At 43.0% G+C, this 16,532-nt stretch carries 17 protein-coding genes; 8 read left to right on the forward strand and 9 right to left on the reverse strand.

All coding sequences use genetic code 11. The features are described from left to right. Positions 1-126 precede the first annotated feature (126 nt). Positions 127-1,032: an N-acetylmuramic acid 6-phosphate etherase gene (murQ, locus tag XPG1_RS14375; RefSeq protein WP_173425879.1), complete on the forward strand. Its 906-nt coding sequence runs from the start codon at positions 127-129 to the stop codon at positions 1,030-1,032. A gap of 32 nt (positions 1,033-1,064) precedes the next feature. Here the strand turns inward: murQ and XPG1_RS14380 are convergent, their stop codons facing one another. Further along, entirely contained in the window at positions 1,065-1,670 is a 606-nt protein-coding gene (locus XPG1_RS14380) for a LysE family translocator (RefSeq protein ID WP_045959672.1), read from the reverse strand. Positions 1,671-1,891: 221 nt separating this feature from the next. On the opposite strand from XPG1_RS14380, the gene XPG1_RS14385 reads away from it, so the two are divergent. The 3 genes from XPG1_RS14385 (at position 1,892) to crp (ending at position 4,181) form a co-directional block, all read left to right on the forward strand. Further along, complete coding sequence (locus tag XPG1_RS14385; protein WP_045959673.1) at positions 1,892-2,116, forward strand: YheU family protein; 225 nt, start codon at positions 1,892-1,894, stop codon at positions 2,114-2,116. 70 nt (positions 2,117-2,186) lie between these two features. Beyond that, entirely contained in the window at positions 2,187-3,056 is an 870-nt protein-coding gene (locus tag XPG1_RS14390) for a phosphoribulokinase (protein WP_045959675.1), read from the forward strand. 492 nt (positions 3,057-3,548) lie between these two features. Then, on the forward strand, positions 3,549-4,181 hold the full coding sequence (gene crp, locus XPG1_RS14395) for a cAMP-activated global transcriptional regulator CRP (RefSeq protein WP_045959677.1): 633 nt from the start codon (positions 3,549-3,551) through the stop codon (positions 4,179-4,181). A gap of 158 nt (positions 4,182-4,339) precedes the next feature. Here the strand turns inward: crp and XPG1_RS14400 are convergent, their stop codons facing one another. After that, on the reverse strand, positions 4,340-4,915 hold the full coding sequence (locus XPG1_RS14400) for an aminodeoxychorismate synthase component II (protein ID WP_045959679.1): 576 nt from the start codon (positions 4,913-4,915) through the stop codon (positions 4,340-4,342). Positions 4,916-5,145: 230 nt separating this feature from the next. Next, complete coding sequence (ppiA, locus tag XPG1_RS14405) at positions 5,146-5,712, reverse strand: peptidylprolyl isomerase A (RefSeq protein WP_045959681.1); 567 nt, start codon at positions 5,710-5,712, stop codon at positions 5,146-5,148. A 428-nt stretch (positions 5,713-6,140) separates the two neighbouring features. Here ppiA and yihA point away from each other — a divergent pair, with 428 nt between their 5' ends. Further along, positions 6,141-6,764 (forward strand): ribosome biogenesis GTP-binding protein YihA/YsxC, encoded by a 624-nt coding sequence (gene yihA, locus XPG1_RS14415; protein ID WP_045959683.1) that lies wholly within the window; start codon positions 6,141-6,143, stop codon positions 6,762-6,764. A gap of 85 nt (positions 6,765-6,849) precedes the next feature. Here yihA and spfP read toward each other — a convergent pair whose 3' ends face one another. The 5 genes from spfP to XPG1_RS14435 form a co-directional block, all read right to left on the reverse strand. Continuing rightward, positions 6,850-6,897, reverse strand: a complete 48-nt coding sequence (spfP, locus tag XPG1_RS19350) for a small protein SpfP (protein WP_438361642.1) — start codon at positions 6,895-6,897, stop codon at positions 6,850-6,852. A 304-nt stretch (positions 6,898-7,201) separates the two neighbouring features. After that, positions 7,202-9,994, reverse strand: coding sequence for a DNA polymerase I (polA, locus tag XPG1_RS14420; RefSeq protein ID WP_045960800.1), 2,793 nt, complete (start codon positions 9,992-9,994; stop codon positions 7,202-7,204). A gap of 416 nt (positions 9,995-10,410) precedes the next feature. Next, the gene (gene dsbA / locus XPG1_RS14425) at positions 10,411-11,034 is read right to left on the reverse strand and encodes a thiol:disulfide interchange protein DsbA (protein ID WP_045959684.1); all 624 of its coding nucleotides are present in this window, start codon (positions 11,032-11,034) and stop codon (positions 10,411-10,413) included. A gap of 15 nt (positions 11,035-11,049) precedes the next feature. Continuing rightward, positions 11,050-12,039, reverse strand: a complete 990-nt coding sequence (locus tag XPG1_RS14430) for a serine/threonine protein kinase (protein ID WP_071825391.1) — start codon at positions 12,037-12,039, stop codon at positions 11,050-11,052. An 18-nt stretch (positions 12,040-12,057) separates the two neighbouring features. Then, positions 12,058-12,327 (reverse strand): YihD family protein, encoded by a 270-nt coding sequence (locus tag XPG1_RS14435; protein ID WP_045959685.1) that lies wholly within the window; start codon positions 12,325-12,327, stop codon positions 12,058-12,060. A gap of 179 nt (positions 12,328-12,506) precedes the next feature. Between XPG1_RS14435 and mobA the strand changes: the two genes are divergently transcribed. Then, a complete protein-coding gene (gene mobA / locus XPG1_RS14440; RefSeq protein ID WP_045959686.1) occupies positions 12,507-13,109 on the forward strand; it encodes a molybdenum cofactor guanylyltransferase MobA in 603 nt (200 codons plus the stop codon). After that, positions 13,106-13,645: a molybdopterin-guanine dinucleotide biosynthesis protein MobB gene (gene mobB, locus XPG1_RS14445; protein ID WP_045959687.1), complete on the forward strand. Its 540-nt coding sequence runs from the start codon at positions 13,106-13,108 to the stop codon at positions 13,643-13,645. Before mobA ends, mobB begins: the two co-directional genes overlap by 4 nt. A gap of 524 nt (positions 13,646-14,169) precedes the next feature. Here the strand turns inward: mobB and XPG1_RS14450 are convergent. Next, on the reverse strand, positions 14,170-15,117 hold the full coding sequence (locus tag XPG1_RS14450; protein WP_045959688.1) for a LysR family transcriptional regulator: 948 nt from the start codon (positions 15,115-15,117) through the stop codon (positions 14,170-14,172). 453 nt (positions 15,118-15,570) lie between these two features. On the opposite strand from XPG1_RS14450, the gene XPG1_RS14455 reads away from it, so the two are divergent. Beyond that, a complete protein-coding gene (locus XPG1_RS14455) occupies positions 15,571-16,497 on the forward strand; it encodes a DMT family transporter (protein ID WP_045959690.1) in 927 nt (308 codons plus the stop codon). The last annotated feature ends 35 nt before the right edge of the window (positions 16,498-16,532 follow it).

Raw genomic sequence — 16,532 nt, forward strand, 5'->3', positions numbered from 1 at the left:
TGAATACGTGACCCGATAAATATATTGGGGATCATCCCAATAATCTGTACGATAATCAGTTATTGATGTTCTCTTCCCGATCCCTAACCGGAAAAATGTCGCCAAAAACATAGCTGGAAAAAAATAATGAAAATCGATCTCAATCAGATGGTCACTGAAAGTCGCAATCCCGCCAGTACCAATATTGATACGTTATCCACGCTCGATATGTTACGTGTTATTAACGATGAAGATAAAAAAGTGGCTATCGCGGTCGAAAAAAATCTGCCAAAAATTGCCGAGTTAGTTGACACCATCGCCGAAAAATTTCGTCAGGGCGGCCGCTTGATCTACATTGGCGCCGGAACTTCCGGGCGTCTGGGCATTTTGGATGCCAGTGAATGCCCACCGACCTACGGTACAAAACCGGAGCAAGTCATCGGCCTCATTGCCGGAGGGCATCAGGCTATTTTGAACGCGGTCGAAAATGCAGAAGATAATAAGCAATTAGGCGTAAAGGATCTTCAAGAACACCACGTTAATCAAAAAGATATTGTGGTCGGGATCGCGGCCAGTGGTCGAACACCTTATGTCTTGGGCGCGATGGAATATGCCAAGTCAGTTGGTGCTACCGTCGCCGGTATCTGCTGCAATCCAGACAGCCCGATGGCACAATTGGCCGAGATTGCCATTATCCCCATAGTCGGCCCGGAAGTGGTAACAGGCTCTTCCCGTATGAAAGCAGGTACCGCACAAAAACTCATCTTAAATATGATCACAACAGGTGCCATGATCCGCACGGGAAAGGTGTATGGCAATTTGATGGTGGATGTGGAAGCCACTAATGCCAAATTGATCGAACGACAGAAAAATATTGTCATGACTGCCACCGAATGCAGCAAAGAGACCGCTGAGCAAGCTCTCAAAGACGGTAACGGTCATTGCAAGACTGCCATCGTTATGATTTTAGCGGGCGTCAGTGCCGAAGAAGCCGGCGCTTTATTGGCAAAACATCACGGGTTTATCCGGCCTGCCATCCCGCTAAACCGATGATCGCCACCCTTTTTAAAGGAGTTAAATCCCGATCACCCAAACCAGATTAAAGGCACACAAGCCGCCGTCAGGATACCCATTGTGATATTGAACATAAACCACGCACGGCGGCTTCCCAATAACTGCCCAATCAATGAACCGAGAACCAGCCAGATTGCACCAGCAAGTGCATTGGAGATTAACATCACAACGCTAATTGCTAAAATAGAGTAGCCATATAATGACCCCGGCAGGCTGTAACTACTGACGGCTCCCAATCCCATCAGCCATGCTTTCGGGTTCAGAAACTGTAACAACCAGCCCTGATAGATTTGGGTTGGTTTCCCTGTCAATTCTATGGTGTCCAATCGCTTGTAATGCGACATGGCTGTTTTCCAGGCCAGCCATAATAAATATAAGCATCCGAGCACCTTCAACCCCGTATGTATGGCCGGATAAAGCAGTAAAAGCGCAGCAACACCAAACGCAGACAGCAACAACATGGTCTGCATCCCCAGCATAATCCCCAGATAAAGTGGAATAGAACGACGAAGACCAAAATTCGCGCCTGATGATGTCAGCAACAAATTATTGGGGCCAGGCGTGACAGCAGAAATAAACATAAATGTACTGAGTGAAAAAAGCAGACTTGCGGTCATTGTTAGATTTCCCTAACCCAGAGTTGACATTTCCTGTCGAGAAAATAACAGTATGGCTTTCAGCACACAAGATGACTAAATCATGAAATCAATTCACGATGAATACGCATTTTTATCCTGTAAGGGGGTGAGCAATCCTCATCTGCAACCATTTTTGTCCCTTCCCGAATAGTTAGTGCCTCATTTTCAACACCATAACAACCTCATCAGGAGCAATAACAATGATTATCCCGTGGCAACAATTGGAAGCTGATACACTCCTCAATCTCATTGAAAGTTTTGTCTTACGGGAAGGTACTGACTACGGTGAACAGGAAAAAACACTTGAACAAAAAGTACAGGACATCAAACGTCAACTTGAACGAGGTGACGTTCTGCTGGTATGGTCTGAGTTACATGAAACCGTCAATATCATGCCCAAAGACATGCTCCGCCATGACATCTGACTTGTTCGGTTCACGCTAATAGACTGATTAAAATAATATAATCCATCAATTTGATTGATAAGGAGTTTTCATGTCTGTCAAACATCCTATCATTGCAATTACTGGCTCCAGTGGTGCGGGAACAACAACGACCAGTGTTGCCTTCCGCAAAATCTTCCAACAGCTTGGCGTCACCGCCGCACTGATAGAAGGGGATAGTTTTCACCGTTATACGCGCCCTGAAATGGACGCCGAGATCCGAAAAGCGAAAGAACAAGGCAGGCATATCAGCTATTTTGGGCCAGAAGCTAATGATTTCAGCACATTGGAAAAGACGTTCTTTGACTACGGGCAAACAGGAGAAGGCCGCTGGCGAAAATACCTTCATACCTATGATGAAGCTGTCCCTTATAACCAACTGCCGGGAACGTTTACACCGTGGGAATCCTTATCAACCAATACGGATATTCTGTTTTATGAGGGCCTACATGGCGGCGTTGTGACGCCGCAACACAGTGTCGCCAGCCATGTTGATTTACTGATTGGTGTTGTGCCTATCGTCAACCTGGAATGGATACAGAAACTGATCCGCGATACCACTGAACGTGGGCACTCCAGAGAAGCCGTTATGGATTCCGTGGTGCGCTCAATGGATGACTACATTCGTTATATCACACCGCAGTTTTCACGTACCCATATCAATTTCCAACGAGTTCCTACCGTTGACACTTCCAACCCTTTCTCTGCCAAGGCCATTCCTTCACTGGACGAAAGTTTTATCGTGATCCGTTTTCGTGGCTTAACCCAAATTGACTTTCCTTACTTACTGGCAATGCTTCAGGGTTCATTTATCTCCCGTATAGATACGCTGGTCGTTCCGGGTGGAAAACTGGGACTGGCCATGGAACTCATTATGGCACCACTGGTTAAACAGTTACTGGAAGGCAAAAAAATCGCATAGCCTGAGCAATATTCTATTTAAATAAAACAGGTAACAAAAATAACGTTACCCGTTTTATTTAAATAAATTAGTCATTTTTATAACAGTCAATCAGACGATAATAATCAAATTTCCGAAGATGAAAAAATTGATAAACAAAGTAACCTAAAGCATTATTGCTCAGTCAGTATCCATTTTTTGTTCTTAAATGAACGTATCTCTTTACCACCTTTTATAAACTTGCAAGCAATTTCACAAGCTGAATCGATACAAGAGAGACATAAATATTTTATTATGTAAAAATGGCACGACATACCCAGGCTGGCAAGATACATGATGAATTAAAAACAATATGTTAGCATTCTGACATTTTTTTAAATCATATAAAATTCTCGCTTGTCAGTTTTTCATCACATTAATATGTTAATCTACTGACTTTATAAGAAACAGCCTGAAGAGAAGCTACAGTTTCTCACATCATACAGGCAGGAATAACAACAGAGGATAAAGCGAATGGTTCTCGGCAAGCCACAAACAGACCCTACTCTTGAATGGTTTTTGTCACACTGCCATATTCACAAATATCCATCCAAGAGCACGCTCATTCATCAAGGTGAGAAAGCCGAAACACTTTACTATATTGTTAAAGGTTCGGTTGCGGTCCTAATAAAAGATGAAGAAGGCAAGGAAATGATCCTCTCCTATTTAAATCAAGGGGATTTCATTGGTGAACTTGGATTGTTTGAAGAGGGGCAAGAACGTACAGCATGGGTACGAGCCAAAAGTGCCTGTGAGGTAGCTGAAATTTCTTATAAGAAATTCCGCCAGTTAATTCAGGTTAACCCTGATATTCTGATGCGTTTATCTGCTCAAATGGCAAATCGCCTGCAAACAACTTCCGAAAAAGTGGGTAACCTGGCATTTCTGGACGTCACCGGCCGTATTGCCCAAACGTTGCTCAATTTGGCTAAACAGCCTGATGCAATGACCCACCCTGATGGTATGCAGATCAAAATCACACGTCAGGAAATTGGACAGATTGTGGGTTGCTCTCGTGAAACAGTTGGCCGTATCCTGAAAATGCTCGAGAATCAAAATCTGATCTCCGCACATGGTAAAACCATCGTTGTTTATGGAACACGTTAACTATTAGTTAACCTGAAACTCAGCCAGTGCAATCGGTGACATTCGCACTGGCTTTTTTGACTTATTGCTATTCACCCAACGGGATATCACCCTATTCAGCCGCATCGTACCTACCAAATCTCCGTTCCACGAAAATAAGGGTGGATAATGATATCTTATTAATATTTTAGGAAATTATTTAATAGCTCATGCCCTTGCTCACTCAGAATGCTTTCTGGGTGAAATTGCACGCCTTCCAGCGGTAAAGTGCGGTGACGTATTCCCATAATTTCATCCACATCACCATTACGCTGACTCCATGCCGTCACCTCAAATGAAGCAGGTAGCGTTTCTGCGGCAATCACCAGAGAGTGATAACGTGTGACAGTCAATGGATGATCTAATCCTTTAAATACCCCTTGTTGGCTATGGTGGAGCAGGCTGGTTTTTCCATGCATGACTTCACGAGCTTTAACCACACGGGCACCAAAAGCCTGGCCGATTGCCTGATGCCCCAGGCATACACCGAGGATGGGCAATTTACCTGCAAAATGTGAAATTGCTTGTAGCGAAATCCCTGCTTCATTTGGGGTACACGGCCCCGGAGAAATGACTAAATGTGTAGGTGCCAAATTTTCAATATCTTCAAGCTGTAACTCATCATTACGTTTAACCAGAACTTCTGTCCCTAACTCGCAAAAATATTGATATAAATTGAATGTAAAAGAATCGTAGTTATCTATTATGAGTAACATAGGAGTATATCCTACTGATTTTATAGTTTTATAAGTTGCCCTACCTCATCCGAGGCATTACATATTTTGTATTACGGTAAAATCAGGTAAAACAATATCACCGGCAACGGGGGGCTAATCATACCACAGAAGCATTTTTAAAATAGTGGTATGGAGAAACTACGGAGAACAGGGGGAGAGAAGAATAGACGATACCCAGATTATCTGGCTACCGTCTTCTGCCTGATCAGTTAAGGCTCAATGTTAGCAGACAAAATCACAATAGGCTTCACTGGCACATTTTGGTAAGGGCCAACATTTTCTGTTTTCGCTTGTGCAATTTTATCAACCACATCCATCCCTTTTACGACTTTCCCAAAAACGGCATAACCGAAATCACGCTGCCCGTGGTCAAGAAAAGCATTATCAGTCACATTAATAAAAAACTGACTGGTAGCACTGTCCTTATCTGCGGTACGCGCCATCGCAATCGTGCCACGCAGGTTACGCAAACCATTATCTGCTTCATTTTTGATTGGCGCTCTGGTGGGCTTTTGCTTCATTTCTTTTGTGAAGCCCCCTCCCTGAATCATAAAACCCGGGATAACACGATGAAAGATGGTGTTGTTATAAAATCCCTCATTGACATACTCAACGAAATTCTTGGTAGTCATTGGTGCCTTATTGCTATCTAACTCAAGCTCGATTTCACCCGCTGATGTCACCAGCTTTACGTGAGTTTCAGCAGCCCATGCCGGGACAGTTATTGCACTGATAGCACATGCCGTCACAAGCGACACAAAAATACGTTTAAACATTGATGATTCCTTTATTTTTGAGGTCAACAATACACTCATAACAACAAAACTGTTTAAGTTTAATTCCCAACGGAAGTAAGTTCCAAAGATTTACCTACATTTACGCGTATTTTAGATGAATAAAGGGAAAATCCACCTATTAATTTGTATATTCTCATATTTTCGTCAGCGTTATTTTGCGAATAATCCCCAGTTTCGGCGTTTTCTGCACCAAAATACAAAAATTGGAAGTTAATGAATCCTTGATAGTATGATGAGAACAATTCAGCAGCACTTCACCCCGTAGCAATACCACCTTTGAAGGCTGGCTATGACAGACTGAACGGAAGGATGTGAATGCACAAAAAAAAGTTACGCCTGTCCACAGACGGCGACTATCGGTATAATCAACGCGCAATTTTTGTGTATTCCCCAGGGAGATAACCATTTTGACCATCAAGAACTACAACTATCATATGACCCGCTTTATCACGAGTGCACCTGACATTCGCCACCTGCCTCAAGATGTGGGCATTGAGGTCGCGTTTGCCGGTAGGTCAAATGCGGGTAAATCCAGCGCCCTGAATGCACTGACCCGTCAAAAAAGTCTGGCACGTACCAGTAAAACGCCTGGCCGTACCCAGTTGATTAACCTGTTCGAAGTCGAAGAAGGTATTCGTTTGGTCGACTTGCCGGGCTATGGCTATGCTGAAGTCCCAGAAGAGATGAAACGTAAATGGCAGAAAGCGTTAGGGGAATATCTCCAAAAACGTGAATGTTTGCTAGGTCTGGTGGTTTTGATGGATATTCGCCATCCACTCAAAGATCTGGATATGCAGATGATCGAGTGGGCTGTCACGATGCAGGTTCCTGTCATGGTTTTGCTGACGAAAGCCGATAAACTGGCATCCGGTGCCCGTAAAAGCCAACTGGCAAAAGTTCGTCAGGAATTGGCCACGTTGGGTGGTGATGTTCAGATCGAGTATTTCTCCACCTTGAAAAAAATCGGCATCGATCAACTAGAGCAAAAGCTTAACCTCTGGTTCAATCAACCTGCTGTTGAGATGGAATAATATTCATCCCCGATCTCACTACTTTCCCATAAAACAGACATAAAAAAACGCCCCAGTCAAAAAAGATGACTGGGGCAGCTAATATTCAGCTAAATCCGATTACGTGAAGTAAAAGGTCTGAAAGATAGAACATCTTACCTCTGTACCCTACGCTGACAACTTTAACCTATTCTCTTAATCAAAAAAAGTTTTTTTTGTAATTAATTTTCACTAATTACCGCGATTTAGCCGACTTAACTCATTAAAAATGGAGATTAGCTCATTTTATGTAGTTTTATTACACAATTTAGAGATCCAGATCTAATCTTAAACTTAACCTGACTAATCTAAATCCTTGTTATCAATCCCTTAATGGCATGATCGGGTTATTTGCGTTTCATTAAATAAACCCAAATTTCATCAAGATCATTCAATAAAAGTGCTAAAGCGAAGACTTATCAGTGTGCCTGATCCCAATTATCTCCCATCCCGACATCCACTTTTAGCGGTACATCAAGTTGCAAACTTTGTTCCATCAACGCTCTGATTTTTTGCTCAGCAGCAACCTGCTCTGATTCATGCACTTCAAATACCAATTCATCATGGACCTGCATAATCATACGTACATTGGGCTGTTCACTGACGATCCAGTTATCGACCGCAATCATCGCTAATTTGATAATATCCGCTGCCGTTCCCTGCATCGGTGCGTTGATCGCTTCACGTTCTGAGGCTTTACGACGCATGGCATTACGCGATTTAATATCCGGCAGGTATAATCGACGGCCTTCCAGTGTTTCGACAAACCCTTGCTCAGCGGCTTGTTGGCGGGTACGTTCCATATACGCCAATACGCCCGGATAACGTTCAAAATAGAGATCCATATAGCGCTGAGCTTCACCGCGCGGAATACCTAACTGGCGGGATAAGCCAAACGAACTCATACCATAAATCAGGCCAAAGTTAATCGCCTTAGCACTACGACGCTGCTCGCTGGTGACTTGCGCCAATGGCACACCAAATACTTCCGCCGCTGTCGCACGGTGGATGTCCTTACCTTGTGAAAAGGCCTCTAGCAGCCCTTTGTCCTGTGACAAATGCGCCATAATGCGCAATTCAATCTGTGAATAGTCCGCCGCCATAATTCGGTAGCCTGCCGGCGCAATAAACGCTTGACGAATACGCCGCCCTTCCTCATTACGAACCGGAATATTCTGCAAATTGGGATCACGAGAAGAGAGACGCCCCGTCGCGGTAACTGCCTGATGATACGAGGTATGAACGCGATTTGTTAGCGGATTGACCATCTGAGGCAATTTATCCGTATAGGTGGATTTCAACTTTGCCAGACCACGATGTTCCAGAATCACTTTTGGCAGCTCATGATGTTCCGCCAACTCTTCCAGCACTTCTTCATTCGTTGATGGCGCACCATTCGGTGTCTTTTTCAATACAGGTAAATTCATCTTTTCAAAGAGAACAACTTGCAACTGTTTTGGTGAAGCCAGATTAAACTCTTCTCCTGCCAACTCATAAGCAGATTTTTCCAGCTCCCCCAAGCGTCCCGTGATTTCCTGTGAATGTGCTGCCAACGTTTGAGCATTAATCAATACCCCGGTTCTTTCCATACGGGATAGCACCGGTACCAACGGTATTTCGATCTGCTGGAAAACTTTTTTCAGAGCAGGTGCATTTTCTAACTGAGGATACATCGCCTGATGTAATCTCAGCGTCACATCCGCATCTTCTGCTGCATACTTCGATGCCTCTTCCAACCGAATTTGATTGAAGGTCAGTTGTTTTTTACCCTTACCTGCGATGTCTTCAAATGTCGTGGTCTTATAGCTCAGGTGACGTTCGGCAAGGCTATCCATGTCATGACGTCCTGCCGTCGTGTTTAAAATATACGACTCCAGCATGGTATCAAAAACAATCCCATTCAAAGCAATGTCATAACGCGCCAGAACACCCCGATCAAACTTCAGGTTCTGGCCAATCTTAGGCAAGTTAGCATCCTCCAGCAGTGGCTTTAATGCGGTAAGTACTTCCTGTAGATCCAATTGCTGTGGCGCATCCAGATAATCGTGTCCCAATGGCAGGTAAGCAGCTTCTACTTCAGATCCCTCCGCCCCAATGGCGAAAGACATGCCCACCAAATGGGCGGTCAGTGTGTCCAAACCGTCAGTTTCAGTATCAAAAGAGAATGCCGGCGCTTGTTTCAGCTTTTCAATCCATTCATCAAGGGATTGACGTTCAAGAATGGTTTGGTAATGTTCCGATGAAATTCTGGCTGCGCTTGGCACAGCCGCCATCGATTCCGATCTGGCACTGGCTGTGGCGGCTTTTTGTCCATTGCCTTCCAGCCAATGACCGTTCTCCACGTCACTGATCCAACGTTTAAATTCATAATGTCTGAACAATGCTATCAATTCATCGGCTGCCGGTGGGATAACGGCAAGATCCGAACAGCACTTATCCAACTCAACGTCGGTTTTTATGGTTGCCAATTGATAAGAGAGAAAAGCCACCTCTTTATGCTGTTCCATTTTGCTGCCCAGTGTCTTGGCTCCCCGGAAACCAAGGGAAGCGATTTCATCAAGCCGAGCATAAATCTCATTCAGTCCACCAATCCCCTGCAATAATCCCAACGCGGTCTTTTCACCCACGCCTGGTACCCCAGGAATATTATCGGATGAGTCTCCCATCAGGGCGAGGAAATCAATAATCAGTTCAGGCGGGATCCCATATTTTTCCTCAACTTCATCCGGCCCCAAAATGGTGTTGTTCATGGTGTTAATTAATGTGATGTTTGGCGTCACCAACTGCGCCATATCTTTATCACCGGTACTGATCAGAACTGAACGGCCTTCTTTTTCGGCCTGCAACGCCAATGTACCGATGACATCATCCGCTTCAACGCCCGGAACCACCAGAATTGGCAGCCCCATCGCCTTAACCATCTTATGCAATGGTTCAATCTGCGAACATAAGTCATCCGGCATTGGGGGACGATGGGATTTATATTCGGCAAACAATTCATCGCGGAACGTTTTGCCTTTGGCATCAAACACGACCGCCACATGACTGGGTTTGTACTGCATAATTAAGCTCCGCAGCATGTTCAGCACGCCATACATGGCACCCGTCGGTTCTCCTAAGCTGTTTGTCAGTGGAGGAAACGCATGATAAGCACGATAAAGGTATGAAGAACCATCAACCAAAATCAGGGGATTGTCTGCTATCTGTACCATAAAATTTTCTTCGTCGTTCAGTGGAATGAATAAAGAATAGAATGCCATACTGCGTCGTGATAGACGAATTTTGCGGAAATTTCCTCGCACTAACGTGCATTTTATGACAAATATTCTGATGAGTACGCTGTGGATAACTTTGTGCACAAAAAAATGGCACATAAAACAGATTTATGTTTATAGCCGTAAAGAGCGAATAACAGGGGGTAAAAATCAATGAATTACGTGGAATATTATAGAAATATTACAACCACTTTAAAATCACTGACTTGTGGATATTACCGGCGTTTATGTTATGAAAGGTGTTTTTTGGCAAGTATTGTGCCAGTTTTATCATGGCTGGCACAATACCTAGGTTATTTTATATTAATACTCGCGTTTTTGTTTTATCACGTCACGCGTCACGCTCTTATGACTTATTTTTTGTTGACCAGATAGTTCACAACCTCAGAAAATTTCTGAGCATAATCCAGCTCTGAATTGGTATCGATTCCACTGTTATTAACCAAATAATTACCACCCACAAAGACCGCCGGAACCCCGCGCAAGTTCAAATTTTTGGCCGCCTGGCGCTCTTTAGCTGCGATAGATTTGACGATAAAGCTGTTCAATGCTGCATCATACTCTTCCCCGGATACCCCTGCTTTGATAAAGGCGTCACGGATGTCTTTCTCGCTATTAATCGTTTGGCTTTTTTGAATACCCTCAAACAGAATTGGGGTGACTTTATCCTCAATCTTCATAACAATGGCAACTGCCCAGGAATTCGTCAACGCCTCACCTAAATTACCGAGAAAATCAACATGATAACGTTCAATTTTCACGCCTTCCGGCAAGTTTTTCCTAATCGTTGAAGGAACATGATAAACATTTTCAAACTGATAGCAGTGAGGACAATAAAAAGAGAAAAACTCCAACACTTGAGGCATATCCGCAACCGGTTTACTCAACTCGGTATATTGTTTGCCTTCAGAAAAACCAGCTGCGCATACATTAAATGCCATCAACGCGCCCATCAGTGCTAGCCAAAATTTCTTCATAATAGTCTCCAAAAATTAATACATCGGATTGAGCTGTAAGGGAGGCTCCTGTAACAGCTTCACTTGTTCAGTAAAAACATTGAGTTGCTTATACCAGAAATCACTATCAGCCATCCATGGAAACGCTTTTGGAAAAGCGGGATCTTGCCAGCGACGCGCGACCCAAGCTAAATAATAAACCATTCGCATCGCACGCAGGGGTTCTATTAACGCCAACGTCTTAGGCTCAAATGTCATAAACTGATGATATGACTCGAGTAAGATATCCAACTGAATCAACCGTTCCTGTCGTGATCCATTGAGTAACATCCATAAATCCTGAACGGCCGGGCCATTACGGGCATCGTCGAGATCCACAAACCAAGCTTTATCACGCCACAAGATATTACCGGCATGGCAATCCCCATGCAGCCGCAACACTGGCCAGTTTTCATGCCATTGACCCGCTACTGCCTGATTTAACTCATCCAGTGCCGCCAAAAAGCCAGGTTTATGCTTGGCAGGGATCAATTCGCATTCAGCCAGATATTGATACGGTTGATATAAATATTCATTCAGATTAAGGGTAGGACGAGCCGAAAATGGCTTTTTTGCACCAATCTGATGCATTCTTCCGAGCAGTCGCCCAACATCGTCCAATTGGTCAACATTATCTGATTCGTACTGACGCCCGCCTATACTGGGGAAAACGGCAAAAAGGAAACCGCCATAACTCAACACAGTTTGCCCATCAAACTTCAACGGTGCCGCCACCGGTAAATCGGCTTGTTGCAATTCATGCGCAAAATCATGTTCCTCTTGAATTTGCGGCTGGTGCCAACGCAAGGGGCGATAAAATTTCACAACATAGCGTTGGCGATTTTCATCCATGAACTGATACACCCGATTCTCGTAGCTATTCAGTTCGGTCAGACCCGAATCGAGGTGCAAGCCCGTTTGCATCAACGCATCCATAATTAAATCTGGTGTAATATTCTGAAAATTAAAAGCCTTCGGTTCCGTCACAACACAGTTCTCTCTTTATTAATCTTTAAGAATGCCTCGGGCGCGCAATAGCGCAGTCTTAAAATCGTCTTCATAATCTTTTTTCAGCCCGGGGATTTCTGCATGGCTCTCTGTACCGCGCATTTTCAAGTGATAAATCAGAATATCATCCGTTAATTCAGGCAACGATCCGGTGAATCCCGCTTCATCAGCTAATTTCTGCAAAAGCGCCACCAAATTTAAATCCGGCTCATTCTTCCATACTGGCAGCAAAAGTTCGATAACTTCGTTGAGGCGGTGACATTTCATTTTTCATTCCTTATAAAATCTATACAAATTAACAAAGTTAATGACGTTGAGAAAGCATTGGTCTGTCAATCAGCGTAAAGTTATACTGCCCGCTCAAAGCAGCATGATGAGATATTTATTCACAATGGTTATATACCCAAACATGAAATATTTCATTGCCCAATATCAGGTGATTTCACATGACGCATCCCAAAATCAGTGGTGCCATTCTGGCCGGAGGGTTATCCACCCGCATGGGTGGAAATGACAAAGGATTGTTACCATTCAATGGCGTCCGATTATATCAACACATTGCGACCCAGTTGCAGCCACAAGTTCATGAGCTATTGATTAACGCCAACCGTAATCTGGCTATTTATCAACAGGGAGGCTATCCCATCATACCGGACATTATTGCCGATTTTTCTGGGCCGCTGGCGGGCATGTTGGCCGTTTTAAAAAGAGCCCTGAATGAGTGGGTAATATTTGTTCCGTGCGATGTCCCCCATTTTCCAAAAGACCTCGTGGAAAAACTGTGGCGTTACAAACAAAACGCCTGGGCAGCTTATGCACATGACTGCGAGCGGGCTCATCCTACCCTGGTATTAATGCACCGCAGCTTGATCCCTCGTCTGGAAAGCTATCTCGCACTGGGAGACAGGAAGGTGATGTTTTTTATGCAGATGATTAAGGCAAAAGCAGTCTATTTCCCTCACCCTGACGCTTTCACCAACTTAAATACGCCTGAAGCATACCATCACCTGGAATCCCCACACTGGGAACCCCTTCAGGAGTCAGCATGACCAATACCCACGACACCATCCTGCCCATTCTGGGTATTACCGCTGACAGTGGAACCGGAAAAACGACGCTCTTAAAACAAGTCATCCCATTATTACGCCAACAGCAGATCCGGGTCGGGTTGATTAAACACACTCATCATCATATGGATGTCGATCAACCGGGCAAAGATAGCTATGAACTACGTAAGGCGGGTGCAACTCAAACATTGGTCGCCAACCAGCACCGTTGGGCATTAATGACGGAAACTCCGGCGCTACCGGAACCGGATCTTGACTATCTTGCCAGTCGGTTTGATGCAAATTTACTGGATTTAATTCTGGTTGAAGGGTTCAAACAAAACCCCATTCCGAAAATCGTCCTGTATCGAAACGCTCTGGGCTGCCCCTTCGATGAGCGCCTTGACGCTAATGTCATCGCCATTGCCAGTGATATCGTACTGACTAGCTCACTGCCACGACTTGATATCAATCAGCCCGCTCAGGTAGCAACATTTATCGCTGATTGGTTACACTCACTAAAAAAATCATCTCGATAAGTCAGTCAGACGTTACCCTCTGCCATCCCGATTACCCAAGATCAACAGAGGGTTTAAAGCCGCTTTATTTTCCTTCCAGCATCAAACCAACAAACGTCGTTTTTTTCCGAGGTTCGCTCATCAATTAGCATCGGCAAAAAAGTGGCTTTACAAAATCACATTAAAATAGGGTTAAATGACTCTATCTGAAATAACGGAATATAATTTATATCATCAAAGTTAAAAATATTTAATAATGGAAAACATTCGTTCACTAACATAGTGATTCATTTATTTAATATTACCCCTTCTTGCTCACCAAATTTATCCAGAGGATATATCATCACGTATCTCTAAACGAGTGATTAAAAAACATATTAATTCTGACATAGAGTATTCAGATATTTTTCGAAAATTAAAACACTCATAAAAACACAAATACCGTCTCTACTTTCAGCTTATCAGATATAATATAAATATCCGATTTTGGAAAAATCATACCACAAGCAACGATTGCCTAGATATCCACTTAAACTTTTACATATTTATTGGATTCCTAAAAGGTTATCTCTATTTAAAGATACCACATCGGATAAAAAATCAGCTACTTTTCGTATTCGAGGAGAGTGTGCTAAATCCGCTTGAATGACAAGCCAAATGGGTTGGTCTATACCTAATTGACTGGAAACACTAATGAGGTTTGCCTCATTAGCCACAAAGTGCGGAAGTACTGCGAGTCCTAAACCTGCTTTTACAGCAGAAAGTTGGGCAGCAAGAGACGTTGTTGCGATAGATAATGAACGCCCCTTCAGTGTCTGCTCAATCCATTTGAATGCAGGGAGTTGAGATTGTTCATCCGTCCATCCAATAAAGCGATAATTTTCATATTCATCTCCAGAAGCGCCTAATGCAGTGGTTGCTAAATAATCTACACTGCCATAAAGGCCAAACCCTAATACCCCTAATTGACGAACAGTGACATGCCCTCTCTGTGGTCTTATTATGCGGAGCGCTAAATCCGCATCATGACGATGTAAGTTAACAGTATTAATATCCGTTATTAATTCTAATGTTAAATCTGGATAACTTTTATGGAAGCTTGTCAAGTTAGGAACTATTAAATTAGTTGCAAGAATCTCAGTAGTCGCAATACGAACTTTGCCAGAAATTTCCGAATGGACATCAGCTTTAAACAACAATGAGTTTGCCGCATCTTCCATACATTTCGCCTTTTCCAGAAGTTCAGCCCCATCCACTGTCAACCGATAACCTGCTTGATGACGTAAAAACAAGGGGATCCCAAAAAAAGCTTCAATTCTTTCAATTTTTCTAGCGATAGTCGCAACACCGACACCAAGAAACTCAGCGGCTTTGGTTATAGTACCAACTCGAGCAACCGTCAAAAATACGCGTATATCATCCCAAATAAGAGATTGCTCAACACGATTTCCATTTTTGGAAAATAGACTTCCAATATTATCTACATCTTTCATGTTTAATATATGCCACAATAATTTTAACAAAAGCAATTGAGTTCAATTAATGAGCAACACTTTATCAATGTTCAGTATAACAACAATCATCTTCATCTTTATTGAAGGTAAAATTGCTCGCGCTTAAACTGTTATTTTCTTTTAATAGAAATTGACAGTCAAAAGGACCTATTGCTTATCTGAAAACCAGTTGTAATGAGTTAATTGATAATAAGTTACTATACATCAAATAGCCATTCTGAATAAACTTTTTTATACAATATAAGGCTTCATTATGATGAACAAGAAAAAGATATTCACCACCGGTTGTCTACATAAGTGGGAACTTACCAAAAATATACGAGTCGCATCACTATAAGTAGACAAACTCAATACAAATTCAACAGCGCATATATCACCGATGCGCTTAGTGCTCCATTATAATATCAATCATAAAGATAAGGCAGATTTGTTATGCGCGTAACATCACCACTCGCTGTTATTTTGACTCTATTTGCAACTTTTTTTTGGGGTTCTAATTTCCAAGCCACAAAAATAGCCCTTAATAGCTTACCCCCATGGACTGCGTCTGTTGAACGTTTTGTCTGTGCTGTTCTAGCCATTTTTATTCTCATGTCTCTTAAAGACGGTATTCGTCGTCAGGTATTCAAGCAGAATCTTCTTGCATTCATTATTCTTGGAACTATTGGTGTTGCTGGATTTAATGGTGCTTTGTTTGTTGGTTTGCAAAGTTCCAGTCCCATCACTGCTGCATTGATCATGGCAACAACGCCAATTTCTGCCAATATATTAGAAGCGATAATAAATCGTCGTTTCCCAAATTTTAGCCGCCTATTGGGGATGATCATTAGCTTATTTGGCGTGGCATTAGTGATTACCAATGGGAAGTTATTTTCTGAAGGTACACTTCATACGGCATCGGGCGATTTTGTTATTTTTGCCGGTAGTCTTGGCTGGGCAATTTACACCGTTGGCACCCGTATTTTCATTACAGATGCGACACCATTAGAAACAACCAGCTGGACTATGTTTTTTGGTACAGTAGTATTAGCGATTACTGCCATTTGTATTGAATCCCCCATTTCTTCCGTATTAGCAGGGAAATTTGAAAGTCACCTAGCGAGTATTTATATGGGAATTGCGGGTTCGGTCTTTGCCTATTTATTCTGGAACATAGGCATTGCAACTAGGGGAGCAGGAAAAACAGCGATATTCTTCAACTTTGTACCAATTTTTGCCCTTGGTATACAAATGGCTATGGGAGCTATACCAAGTTTTGCCCAACTTACGGGAATTACAATAACTATCGTAGGCGTTCTGTTGGGACAAGGATTAATTACTGCACAACTCAAATCCAAGAAATTGTTCGTTAGAGAATAACTCAGTAACAGCCAGAATGACCTTGGTCACCAATA

The sequence above is a fragment of the Xenorhabdus poinarii G6 genome (assembly GCF_000968175.1).
GTDB classification, from domain to species: domain Bacteria; phylum Pseudomonadota; class Gammaproteobacteria; order Enterobacterales; family Enterobacteriaceae; genus Xenorhabdus; species Xenorhabdus poinarii.

Excerpts from the sequence above, each read along its gene's own strand:
- murQ (WP_173425879.1), top strand. The coding sequence starts at position 127 with ATGAAAATCGATCTCAATCAGATGGTCACTGAAAGTCGCAATCCCGCC.
- XPG1_RS14380 (WP_045959672.1), bottom strand. The coding sequence starts at position 1,670 with ATGACCGCAAGTCTGCTTTTTTCACTCAGTACATTTATGTTTATTTCT.
- XPG1_RS14385 (WP_045959673.1), top strand. The coding sequence starts at position 1,892 with ATGATTATCCCGTGGCAACAATTGGAAGCTGATACACTCCTCAATCTC.
- XPG1_RS14390 (WP_045959675.1), top strand. The coding sequence starts at position 2,187 with ATGTCTGTCAAACATCCTATCATTGCAATTACTGGCTCCAGTGGTGCG.
- crp (WP_045959677.1), top strand. The coding sequence starts at position 3,549 with ATGGTTCTCGGCAAGCCACAAACAGACCCTACTCTTGAATGGTTTTTG.
- XPG1_RS14400 (WP_045959679.1), bottom strand. The coding sequence starts at position 4,915 with ATGTTACTCATAATAGATAACTACGATTCTTTTACATTCAATTTATAT.
- ppiA (WP_045959681.1), bottom strand. The coding sequence starts at position 5,712 with ATGTTTAAACGTATTTTTGTGTCGCTTGTGACGGCATGTGCTATCAGT.
- polA (WP_045960800.1), bottom strand. The coding sequence starts at position 9,994 with ATGGTACAGATAGCAGACAATCCCCTGATTTTGGTTGATGGTTCTTCA.
- dsbA (WP_045959684.1), bottom strand. The coding sequence starts at position 11,034 with ATGAAGAAATTTTGGCTAGCACTGATGGGCGCGTTGATGGCATTTAAT.
- XPG1_RS14435 (WP_045959685.1), bottom strand. The coding sequence starts at position 12,327 with ATGAAATGTCACCGCCTCAACGAAGTTATCGAACTTTTGCTGCCAGTA.
- mobA (WP_045959686.1), top strand. The coding sequence starts at position 12,507 with ATGACGCATCCCAAAATCAGTGGTGCCATTCTGGCCGGAGGGTTATCC.
- mobB (WP_045959687.1), top strand. The coding sequence starts at position 13,106 with ATGACCAATACCCACGACACCATCCTGCCCATTCTGGGTATTACCGCT.
- XPG1_RS14450 (WP_045959688.1), bottom strand. The coding sequence starts at position 15,117 with ATGAAAGATGTAGATAATATTGGAAGTCTATTTTCCAAAAATGGAAAT.
- XPG1_RS14455 (WP_045959690.1), top strand. The coding sequence starts at position 15,571 with ATGCGCGTAACATCACCACTCGCTGTTATTTTGACTCTATTTGCAACT.